The organism is Pseudomonas sp. 1 (assembly GCF_056626735.1).
Genome location: NZ_JBWXMQ010000025.1, coordinates 58,268 through 68,628, shown reverse-complemented (window position 1 = coordinate 68,628; position 10,361 = coordinate 58,268). Strand labels below are relative to the sequence as shown.

The window sequence follows — 10,361 nt, the reverse complement described above, 5'->3', positions numbered from 1 at the left end:
TTGAACCTGGGCCTGAACCGTGTGCTGGAAGGCTTCGACCTGTCGGGCGAGAAAATCCCCGACCTGGATGAACTGTTCCAGCGCCTGCCCAAAGCACTGCGCCTGCGCCTGTTCGACGCGGCGAAAACCAGCGGCGTGACCTTCACCGTCGCCAGCCCCGCAGAGCAGTCCGCGCTGCAAACGGCGATCAAGGAAGTTCTGCGCGAACGCGAATACCTCATGACCCTCAACCGTGAGCGCAATCAGATCACCCACAACAAGAATCGCCAAGGACACAAAACCCCAAGGGCGATGGAGTTGCAGGAAGAAATCGTCCGGGTGCGGGCGCAGTTGACCCGGATCGAAGCGCAACTGGCGGGGGCGCTGAGCCCGATTGCCGAACTGCCGGACCAATCGGCCCGGCTCTACGGCGCGACGCCTGCAAGGGCAGGGGTGACGGTGGTGTTTCCGCCGGCGCAGCAGCAGGAGCTGCGTGGGTTGTTGGGGAATATTCGGGCGGGATTGGGCGGGGTGTCGGCGGGGAGTCTGGTGAAGACGGAAGGGATGGGGTTGGTGGTGGTTTTGGTGCAGGTGGTGAATTTGGTGGGGGTAATCAAAGAGCTGTCCACTCAGATCAAGAACAAGCGAGCGTGGGGTTCGCTTTATGGCGCTCTCGCAACAACTGGCGCGGCCGGGTTTACAGCGGCGCAAAGCTTGGCGGATACGGCTTTGAAAGCTCGTAGCACGGCACTTGTTGCTGGGTTGCAGGGCGTTGCTTTGGAGCACGTACATGTGCAGATGGGGAAATTGCATGTTGGGCTGGGCGCCTTCACCTATGGTTTTGGGTTGGTGTCATCAGCGATCAGTCTGAATAACCAGTACCAAAATTGGCAGCAAGCGGTTCGTAGCGGAAGCCAAAATGCGCAGCAAACAGCTTCATTGGCTATCTTGGGGGCCGGGGGAATGGTGGCGGTAAATGCCTATGGTTTGAGTAATACTGTCCACGCCACATTCAAGGTGCTAACCGCACCGAATAAAGCGGCCAGAACAGCCGCTTGGTCGGCTGCTGGTACACGCCTTTCCACTGTGTTTTTCCGCTTCAATCTGGCCGGGGCCTTGTTCACTGTGTTGGAACTGAGCGGCACCTGGCTATTCAATCGCTACAACCTCAGCGCTCACGACAAGTGGCTGAAAATCACACCCTGGAGCCGGGATGCCGAGATGCGCGGTGACCACTCGCTCGAGGACTACCAAAGTTATCTGGCCTTTCTGATCCACGCGCCTTACGCACAACTGGGTCCCAGCCTGTATGACTCCTGGCTGAAGAACCTGCTGTTCAAAGCCAGACCCAGCGATATCCATCTCGTGCTACCCAAGCTGACGTTGGGTGATCTTTTGCCGCCTTTGGGTGGGAACGCTACTCACCTCCTGGGCGTCGGAGCCCACCGCATTTCGATGCCGCTTCACAGTCGCGGAACCCCACGAGAGCGCAAGGATGTGGTCAGCGAAGAAGTCCTCCGCAGCCTGCGCATCGTCAAGTCTTCAGCGGAAGGCTTGGTGCTCTGCCTGCAGTACCCGGTAGATCCCGATTCCGAATTCACCCCGGCGAAAGAAACGCTGGAGCTGGCCATCTGTATTCAAAACCTGAATGACAAAGGTGAATGGACATCCCGCACCCGTGTCATTCATATCGACCCAAGGGGAGAGGGGCACTTTGCAGTGGTTGCTCCGCAGCTCGTGAAAGAAAAACCACCGGTTTTGCTGGTTGAAACCCAATTTCTGGAGCAGGCAGACCATGCCGAATAATCACGTCGAACCGGTAGTTATTCCGCAAGTCGAGACACCTAGAGCGGCAGGAGACATCGAGCCGTTCCCGAGCGGTAAAGTCACCTATCTGGCACCCTTACCTTTGCCATCACCGATTCCACCTTACGGCCCACATATCGGTGAGCTGAACGATTGTTACATGGACTTTGGCCTGGGATCTCCACAGGTATTTTCATGGCAAGTCATTCTGGGTGGGCCACTAAGCGTCGCTTTTTCAGCTGCGTTCCTGCTCCCCCTGATTGGCGGATCTATGTTCTTTTTATTTGGTAATGGCTGGGATGATGTCTCTCATGCTATCCAGGGGCTTTTCGATGTAGGGAAAGGGGTTTCGGTTTTTGTAGGGTGTTTGATGCTTGTAATCGGCCTCGGCGTCTGGCACCACAACCACAAAAAACGCGCCTCAATCATCCCGACTCGCTTCAACCGCCAACGCCGCGAAGTCTGCTTCATGCCCGAAGGCGCCACCGAACCGGTCTTCGTCCCCTGGGAATCCCTCTCCGCCTGGATCATCGAAGCCCAGGGCGCCACCCAATACGGCATTCACCGCCAGTACGGCATGGGCATCGGCTTCTACGAAGGCGAAACCCTCACCAGCCTCGAATTCCAATGCGCCGGCCTGCCACTCGCGATCAGCCATTGGGAAGCCATTCGCGGCTACATGGAATACGAAATCCACGACCTCAAATCGATCCAGGATCTGCAAGACCTGCAAGGCCCCGACGACCCACCCCACGAAGGCCTGCACACCTTCCGCAACGCCCGAGCGCGCATGCATCAGCAGATCCGCGACGGCTCTCGTTCGCGGCTGTCGGGTTTCTTCTGGTACCTCTATCACGTCATGACCTTGTGGACGATTCCCAATCGCCTCGTCGAATGGGAAGTGCGGCGTCTCGAAAGGATCGGCAAGCAAGCACTGCCCGAGGCCATGCGCCAATGGTCGGAGCCGCTGCCGAAAGAGCAGTGGGCCAAGCCGAGTGAAGAGCTGCTGCGGCTGAGTGAGCAGGTACGTCAACTGCAAAAGCGCCAGCCGCATCGGCCGATCACCGAGATCTTTGCCGAGGTGCAGCGCACGGCATCTACGGGTAAGCGCCGCGCATGAATTGTTTTTCCAAACAGCGAACGGGGGCCGAATTCACGCCAGCGAAGGAAACTCCGGAATTGGCCGTCAGTATTCAGAACTTGAACGACAAAGGTGAATGGACATCGCGCACCCGTGTCATTCATATCGATCCTAGGGGAGAGGGGCATTTTGCGGTGGTTGCTCCGCAACTGGTGAACGAGAAACCACCGGTTTTGCTAGTTGAAACCCAATTTCTGGAGCAGGCCGCTCATGCTGAATAATCACGTCGAGCCGGGAGTTATTCCGCAAGTCGAGACACCTCGAAAAGCAGGAGAAGTTGAGCCGATTCCGGGCGGTAAGGTCACCTATCTCGCACCGCTACCTTTGCCAACACCAATGCCTCCCTATGGACCTCATATCGGGAGCCTGAATGACGCATACATGGACTTTGGCCTCGGATCTCCACAGGTATTTTCATGGCAAGTCATTTTGGGAGGCCCTTTCAGCGTTGCATGCATGATCGCCTTTATATTTCCCTTAATAGGCGGGTTCCTGTTTTTTTTATTTGGCATGGGATGGGAGGACATAACTCATGCAATAAACGGGATTTTTCACGAGGCCTATGGAAAAGCATTTCTTGCCCTTTTCTGGGGACTACTTATCGGCCTCGGCGTCTGGCACCACAACCACAAAAAACGCGCCTCAATCATCCCGACCCGCTTCAACCGCCAACGCCGCGAAGTCTGCTTCATGCCCGAAGGCGCCACTGATCCGGTCTTCGTCCCCTGGGAATCCCTCTCCGCCTGGATCATCGAAGCCCAGGGCGCCACCCAATACGGCATTCACCGCCAGTACGGCATGGGCATCGGCTTCTACCACGGCGAAACCCTCACCAGCCTTGAATTCCAATGCGCCGGCCTGCCCCTCGCGATCAGCCATTGGGAGGCCATTCGCGGCTACATGGAATACGAAATCCACGACCTCAAATCGATCCAGGATCTGCAAGACCTGCAAGGCCCCGACGACCCGCTCCACGAAGGCCTGCACACCTTCCGCAATGCCCGAGCGCGCATGCATCAGCAGATCCGCGACGGCTCTCGTTCTCGGTTGTCGGGTTTCTTCTGGTACCTCTATCACGTCATGACCTTGTGGACGATTCCCAATCGACTCGTCGAATGGGAAGTGCGCCGTTTCCAAAGGATCGGCAAACAGGCACTACCCGAGGCCATGCGCCAATGGTCGGAGCCGCTGCCGAAAGAGCAGTGGGCCAAACCGAGTGAAGAGTTGCTGCGGCTGAGCGAGCAGGTACGTCAACTGCAAAAGCGCCAGCCGCATCGGCCGATCACCGAGATTTTTGCCGAGGTGCAGCGTATGGCATCGACCAACGGTCGCCAAGCATGAGTGGATGTTATCGATGGCGAGGTTGCCCGGTGGCTTAGCCACCACCGGTCAAGGCGTCCGATCTGTTCAACAGCCGGATGGGGTTTCCCGCCGACCAGGCCTGAATGTCCTCGATCATCTGTGAAAAGAACAACTCATAGTTCTGACGGCTGACATACCCGACATGGGGCGTGGCCAGCACGTTGTCGAGGGTGCGAAACGGGTGCAGGGCCGGCAGCGGTTCCTGATCGAACACGTCCAGGGCCGCACCGGCGATGCGCTGTTTCTGCAAGGCCTTGATCAGCGCCGCTTCGTCGACAATCGGCCCGCGCGCGGTGTTCACCAGCAGCGCGGTCGGCTTCATCCAGCCCAGTGCCTGGGCATCGACGAGACCCCGGCTGCGGTCGCTGAGCACCAGGTGCACCGACAGCACGTCAGCCTGTTCGAACAGCTGTTGCTTGCTGACATAGGTGACGCCGGCCTGTTCGGCGCGCTCGGCGGTGAGGTTTTCGCTCCAGGCGATGACGCGCATGCCGAACACCTGACCGAACTGCGCCACCCGCTGGCCGATGCTGCCGAGCCCGAGAATGCCGAGGGTCTTGCCGTGCAGGTCTCCACCCAGCCCTTGCTGCCACTGGCCGGCGCGCAAGGCGTTGGCTTCGTTCACCAGATTGCGGGTGGCGGCCATGATCAGCGCCCAGGTCAGTTCCGGCGCCGCGTGCTTATAGCTGTCGGTGCCGCAGACCTTGATCCCGAGCCGGGCGGCGGCCGGCATGTCCAGCGCCGCGTTGCGCATGCCGCCGGTGACCAGCAGCTTCAGGTTCGGCAAGCGCTTGAGCAGGTCCTCATCGAAGCGCGTGCGTTCACGCATCACGCAGATCACTTCGTATGGGCCCAGACGCTCGGCCAGTGTGGCGTTGTCCGCCGGGTAGTCATGGACAAAGGTCACTTTGCCGAGACTGGCGAGCACCGACCAGTCGACTACGCCCCGCGCGACGTCCTGCCAGTCATCGATCACCGCAATCTGCACCGCCATCAGCGTTACCTCTTCAACGAACGGGATTGGTTTTGTCCAGCCAGCCCAGCAGTGCCTGGTGGAACTTCGCCGGCTCTTCCATCTGCGGGGCGTGGCCCATGCCGGGGAACTCCACCAGCGTGGACTGAGGAATCAGTTTGGCAACCTGCTTGCCCAGCACCTCGTAGTGACCGATTTTGGCCTTCACTTCCGGCGGCGCGATGTCCTTGCCGATGGCGGTTGTGTCGGAAGTGCCGATCAGCAGCAGGGTCGGCATCTTCAGGTCCTTGAACTCGTAGTACACCGGCTGGGTGAAGATCATGTCGTAGATCAGCGCCGAGTTCCATGCGACCTGAGTCTTGCCCGGGCCGTTACTCAGCCCGGCGAGCATGTCGACCCAGCGGTCGAATTCGGGTTTCCAGCGCCCGTCGTAATAGGTCGTGCGTTCATAGTCACGAATGCCTTGGGCGGTGACTTTCAATTCGCGCTGATACCACTGATCGACGCTGCGATAGGGAACGCCGAGGGCTTTCCAGTCTTCCAGGCCGATCGGATTGACCAGCGCCAGTTGCTCGACCTGATCCGGGTATTGCAGCGCATAACGGGTGGCAAGCATGCCGCCGGTGGAGTGGCCGAGCAGAGTGGCTTTCTGGATGCCCAGGGCCTTGAGCAGTTGCTGGGTATTGGCCGCCAGTTGCTGGAAGGTGTACTGGTAGTGATCGGGTTTGCTGGAGGTGCAGAAACCGATCTGATCCGGGGCAACCACCCGGTAGCCGGCTTCGCTCAAGGCCTGGATCGAACTGTCCCAGGTCGCGCCGCAGAAATTCTTGCCGTGCATCAGGACCACGGTGCGCCCGTTGGCCTTGCCGTGGGCGGCGACGTCCATGTAACCCATCTGCAGTGACTTGCCCTGAGACTGAAAGGCAAAGTGTTTGAGGGTGTAGGGATAATCGAAACCTTGCAGTTCCGGGCCGTATTGCGGGCCTTCGGCGTGAGCAAGCAGGGGCAGGGCGGCGGTCAGCAACAGGCCGGGCAGCCAGCGGGTCAGCGACACAGACATAGGACAACTCCATAAGAAATCGGCCGAGGCTGGAACGGCCGGATTAGGGCGACGTTAAACACAGGCAATGTCCGGGCCCGATCGTTCAACCGAGCCAGCCCAGGGTGAGCATCGCCAGCACCCCGTAGCGGGCGCCTTTGGCGATAGTGACGATTAACAGGAATCGTCCAAGAGGTTCGCGCATGACCCCGGCGATCAACGTCAGCGGATCGCCGATGACCGGCAACCAACTGAACAGCAGCGACCAGTGACCATAGCGCTGATAGTGAACCCGGGCGCGTTCCATATGTTTGCGGCTGACAGGAAACCAGCGCCGGTCCTGAAACCGTTCCAGCCCGCGCCCCAGCCACCAGTTCACCAGCGAACCGAGGACGTTGCCCAGCGTCGCCACCGCCAGCAGGCCCCAAAGCCAGTAACGATCGCTGACCAGCAACCCGACCAGCACGGCTTCCGATTGCAGCGGCAACAGGGTTGCTGCACCAAACGCGGCCAGGAACAGCCCGAGATAACCCGCCGTCATCAATGGGCCGGGTAATCCGCCACCACGACATCGGCGCCGTCTTTCTTCAGGCCGATCACTTGATACGCATCGCTCATGCCGTCCATTTCCATGCCAGGCGAACCCATCGGCATACCCGGTGCAGCAACGCCAAGCAGGTCGTCGCGCTTGCTCAGGGCCAGCACCTGTTCCGCCGGAACATGGCCTTCGACGAATTTGCCGTTGATGATCGCCGTGTGGCAGGACGCCAGACGCGGCGGTACGCCGTGTTGTTGCTTGAAGCTGCTCATGTCGGATTCGACGTGGTCTTCGACCTTGAAGCCATTGGCTTCCAGGTGGCTGATCCACTTCTTGCAGCAGCCGCAGTTGGCGTCGCGGTGGACTTCGATCGGGATGAGGTCGGCGGCTTGCGCCAGGGAGGAGATAAACAATGCGCTCAGGGCGGCCAGACGCAGATGGTTTCGCATGGGGGGCTCTCGGCTCAAAGGAGAAACGGTCAAAAAAGGAAGGCATTTTGACCGGTTTTTCCTGCCGGGCATCAACGGAGTGTTTCCAAGTGATACGAGGCAGGCCTGCCAACATGATCGTAGATCAAAGCTGACAGGCCGCTGAGCACAAGATGACAAAACTGTCAGCGCACCTTGAAACGCCCCATGATCGCGCTTACCCGGCTGTTGGCTTCCAGCAGCTGGCGGGTGTTGAGTTCGCTGGCCTGGCCGCTTTCTACCAGTTCATCAACCATGTGGCGGATCTGCACCATGCTGCGGTTGATCTCTTCGGTGACCGCACTTTGCTGTTCGGCGGCGGTGGCGATCTGAGTGCTGAGGCTGTTGATGTGGCTGACTGCACCGGCCATTTCGTCCAGCCCGCTGTTGACCCGGGTGGTGGCATCGGCGGCCGACTGGCAGCTGGCCTGGGTGTTTTCCATGGCGCTGACCGACGAGCTCACGCCTTGGGTCAGGCGGGTCAACATCTCGTTGATTTCCGAGGTACTGGCCTGCGTGCGGGCGGCGAGGGCACGGACTTCGTCCGCCACCACCGCAAAACCGCGACCCTGTTCACCAGCCCGTGCCGCTTCGATCGCAGCGTTGAGCGCCAGCAGGTTGGTCTGGCCGGCGATGGCGCCAATCACACCAAGGATTTCGGTGATGCGCTGGGCGTCCTGCTGCATGCTTTCTACCTTGTGGGTGGCGCTGGCCACCTCGTCGATCAACGCAACCACGCTGCCGGACGCTTCACCGACCACGATGCGCGAACGGTCGGCGTTTTCGTTGGCGCGCTGGGTGAAGGCGGCGGTTTCGGCGGCATTTTGCGCGACACTTTCGGCGGTCGAGCTCATTTCGTTGATCGCGGTAACCGTCTGATCGGTTTCCGAAGCGTGACGCAGCAGAATCTGGCTGGTGTGCGCCGAGGTGCGTTGCAGGTTGTCGAGGCTCGAAGCCATGGCGCCGGTAGCCTGGGTGACTTCGCCGATCATGTTTTGCAGGTAGGCGATGAAGGTGTTGACCGAATGCCCGATGGCGCCGAGTTCGTCTTCAGCGCGGATGGTGATGCGCCGGGTCAGGTCGGCATCGCCGCTGGACAGCGAATCGATATTGGCTTTCAGCGCTTTCATGCGCGAAACCAGTTGGCGGATCGCGTAGACCTGCAACAGCACCAGCAGAATCACCAGCGGAATCTGCAACAGGCTCAGACTGCTGAGCACGTCGTCACGCTGGGCGGTGAGCATTTTGGTGGGCAGCGCGGTGGCGAGGAACCACGGGGTGCCTTCGATCGGACGCATGAAGAACGTGCTGGCTTCACCGTGGTTGTCGAATTCGACGCGCTGCGCCTGCTCGCGGTTTTGCAATCCGGCCTTGACTTGGCTGGCGAAGGTGGAGCCGCCGGCCAGTTCGCTGATGTTTTTCAGCACGATCGGCCCGCTGATGCGCGAACTGTTGCTGATGATCTTGCCGTCGGCCTCGACAATCAGCATTTCGGCGTTGAGGTCTTTTTCCTTGCGCGCCACCAGATCGTTGAAGAAGCCCAGGGTCACGTCGATGGTCGAGACGCCCCAGGCGCTGCCGTTTTTCTGAATGGCCATGGCGCAGTTGGTGCGTGGTTCGGCGCTGGCGTCATCTTTATAGGCAGCAGCCCAGGCACACTGGCCGCGCGGGGTCTGCATGCCGCCCTTGTACCAGCTCTGGTCGTAATAGTTGGGGGCCGCGTCGCTGTTCCAGAAGGTGTTCACCGCCAGTTTGCCGGAGGCATCACGGTGCCAGAACGTACTGAACTTGTTGCGACCGGCCTCACGCTGACCGGGCAACGGCCAGATGCCGCCGCCGAATACTTTCAGTTCACCGTATTGATCCACCAGCCCCGGCAACACGGTGTCGATGGCTGCGCTGTCGAGCAACGGGATGGTCTGGGTGATGCTGCGCTGTTGCGCCTGGACCTTGTTCAATTCGCCCTGGATCTGCTCGGCCACTTCCGCAATGCGGTTGAGCACGACTTGTTCTTCGGTATGGCGCAGCTTGGGCGCGACCAGTTGGCTGATGCCAACCACCGTCAGAACTGACAACAGCAGAATGAACAGAACCAGAAACAGCGTGTAGCGAGCCTGAATGGTGCGGAATGCGGGCATGGAAACCGGTCCTTGAGCAGGGATTCTTATTGTGGGCAGGGAAAAAAACAGCGCGGGTTTCCTAACGTATCGTCGGGTCCTCGGGAAGCTTTAGGTACTTTCGTCCTAAAAAAAGCGATCCCGACCAAAGGAACATATCGGGCCTGATACACAAGAACTAACCGGGCCGAACATTAGAGCAATAAACCCACTTTAATCACCTTGTCATGATCGCTCTCGTCCCGTATTTCCGGGCGGTTTACGGTTTGTATCGTGAATGTACAAAAATTGTAAAAAAGTGCAGAAAGGAGTTGGTGCCACTAGTTTGCCGGCCGATACTCCGGGCAACTCAAAAGTGGTTCAACAAGGAATTTTTCATGTTTTCTTCGCAAGGAGCCTGCGCATGACTATCGGATATACCGGTGCCTGGCAACCCAAGGCGGGTTTGCTGGTTCGAGATACAGCAAGCTCGAGCAAACCGGTTTCTCAAAGCGTGAAGGTCAAGCAGATGCTGGCCCTGGTCGGCAACGATCCCACCGTGATCAATACGGCGGAAATGGACAAGCAGGGTCTGCACAAGAACATCAAGGGTTTCGATCCGACCAATGTTTCGGCCAAGCAACTGGGCAGCCTGAGCGCAATGCTGCGTAGCCGCGGCCTGATTTCCGAAATCACGTCCATGACCTTGCTCAATGCAGGCGACAAGTTCGATCGCTTCGGCATCCAGAAAGACCCGGACGCCAAGTTCAATGCGCTGGAGTATTTCGCCACGCAACTCGATACCATCCAGAACAACAATCTCAAGGGCAACAAGTACGCGAATACGTTGATCCCCGAGTACAAGAAAGCCATTTATGTACTGCAGAGCCTGCAGACTTACGGTCAGGGCGGGGAGCGCAAGCCTCCTACCGATCAAGGTGTAAAAGCCAAGGCCTGAAA

At 59.0% G+C, this 10,361-nt stretch carries 9 protein-coding genes and 1 pseudogene; 5 read left to right on the top strand and 5 right to left on the bottom strand.

Translation table 11 applies throughout. The annotated features are described in order from the left end of the window. The 4 genes and pseudogenes from AC1MDC_RS26945 to AC1MDC_RS26930 form a co-directional block, all read left to right on the top strand. Window positions 1-1,785 (top strand): annotated as a pseudogene (locus AC1MDC_RS26945) (toxin VasX); the annotation flags it as partial. A gap of 370 nt (window positions 1,786-2,155) precedes the next feature. Then, entirely contained in the window at window positions 2,156-2,905 is a 750-nt protein-coding gene (locus tag AC1MDC_RS26940) for a hypothetical protein (RefSeq protein ID WP_480394066.1), read from the top strand. A 59-nt stretch (window positions 2,906-2,964) separates the two neighbouring features. Beyond that, window positions 2,965-3,147, top strand: a complete 183-nt coding sequence (locus AC1MDC_RS26935; protein WP_480394065.1) for a hypothetical protein — start codon at window positions 2,965-2,967, stop codon at window positions 3,145-3,147. After that, a complete protein-coding gene (locus tag AC1MDC_RS26930) occupies window positions 3,137-4,267 on the top strand; it encodes a hypothetical protein (RefSeq protein WP_480394064.1) in 1,131 nt (376 codons plus the stop codon). Before AC1MDC_RS26935 ends, AC1MDC_RS26930 begins: the two co-directional genes overlap by 11 nt. Window positions 4,268-4,301: 34 nt before the next feature. Here the strand turns inward: AC1MDC_RS26930 and AC1MDC_RS26925 are convergent, their stop codons facing one another. From AC1MDC_RS26925 to AC1MDC_RS26905, 5 genes are all read right to left on the bottom strand, one after another. After that, window positions 4,302-5,282, bottom strand: a complete 981-nt coding sequence (locus AC1MDC_RS26925; protein WP_480394063.1) for a D-2-hydroxyacid dehydrogenase family protein — start codon at window positions 5,280-5,282, stop codon at window positions 4,302-4,304. Window positions 5,283-5,295: 13 nt separating this feature from the next. Continuing rightward, window positions 5,296-6,321, bottom strand: a complete 1,026-nt coding sequence (locus AC1MDC_RS26920) for an alpha/beta fold hydrolase (RefSeq protein WP_085703074.1) — start codon at window positions 6,319-6,321, stop codon at window positions 5,296-5,298. An 85-nt stretch (window positions 6,322-6,406) separates the two neighbouring features. Continuing rightward, window positions 6,407-6,841 (bottom strand): YqaA family protein, encoded by a 435-nt coding sequence (locus tag AC1MDC_RS26915; RefSeq protein ID WP_085696423.1) that lies wholly within the window; start codon window positions 6,839-6,841, stop codon window positions 6,407-6,409. Next, complete coding sequence (locus tag AC1MDC_RS26910) at window positions 6,841-7,287, bottom strand: DUF411 domain-containing protein (protein ID WP_007957572.1); 447 nt, start codon at window positions 7,285-7,287, stop codon at window positions 6,841-6,843. Before AC1MDC_RS26910 ends, AC1MDC_RS26915 begins: the two co-directional genes overlap by 1 nt. A 164-nt stretch (window positions 7,288-7,451) precedes the next feature. Next, complete coding sequence (locus AC1MDC_RS26905) at window positions 7,452-9,443, bottom strand: methyl-accepting chemotaxis protein (RefSeq protein WP_085696421.1); 1,992 nt, start codon at window positions 9,441-9,443, stop codon at window positions 7,452-7,454. 382 nt (window positions 9,444-9,825) lie between these two features. Between AC1MDC_RS26905 and AC1MDC_RS26900 the strand changes: the two genes are divergently transcribed. Beyond that, window positions 9,826-10,359 carry a hypothetical protein gene (locus AC1MDC_RS26900; protein ID WP_085696420.1) on the top strand — a complete coding sequence of 178 codons (534 nt, stop codon included), beginning with the start codon at window positions 9,826-9,828 and terminating at the stop codon, window positions 10,357-10,359. Window positions 10,360-10,361: the final 2 nt, after the last annotated feature.

Excerpts from the sequence above, each read along its gene's own strand:
- AC1MDC_RS26940 (WP_480394066.1), top strand. The coding sequence starts at position 2,156 with ATGCTTGTAATCGGCCTCGGCGTCTGGCACCACAACCACAAAAAACGC.
- AC1MDC_RS26910 (WP_007957572.1), bottom strand. The coding sequence starts at position 7,287 with ATGCGAAACCATCTGCGTCTGGCCGCCCTGAGCGCATTGTTTATCTCC.
- AC1MDC_RS26900 (WP_085696420.1), top strand. The coding sequence starts at position 9,826 with ATGACTATCGGATATACCGGTGCCTGGCAACCCAAGGCGGGTTTGCTG.
- AC1MDC_RS26915 (WP_085696423.1), bottom strand. The coding sequence starts at position 6,841 with ATGACGGCGGGTTATCTCGGGCTGTTCCTGGCCGCGTTTGGTGCAGCA.
- AC1MDC_RS26930 (WP_480394064.1), top strand. The coding sequence starts at position 3,137 with ATGCTGAATAATCACGTCGAGCCGGGAGTTATTCCGCAAGTCGAGACA.
- AC1MDC_RS26920 (WP_085703074.1), bottom strand. The coding sequence starts at position 6,321 with ATGTCTGTGTCGCTGACCCGCTGGCTGCCCGGCCTGTTGCTGACCGCC.
- AC1MDC_RS26905 (WP_085696421.1), bottom strand. The coding sequence starts at position 9,443 with ATGCCCGCATTCCGCACCATTCAGGCTCGCTACACGCTGTTTCTGGTT.
- AC1MDC_RS26925 (WP_480394063.1), bottom strand. The coding sequence starts at position 5,282 with ATGGCGGTGCAGATTGCGGTGATCGATGACTGGCAGGACGTCGCGCGG.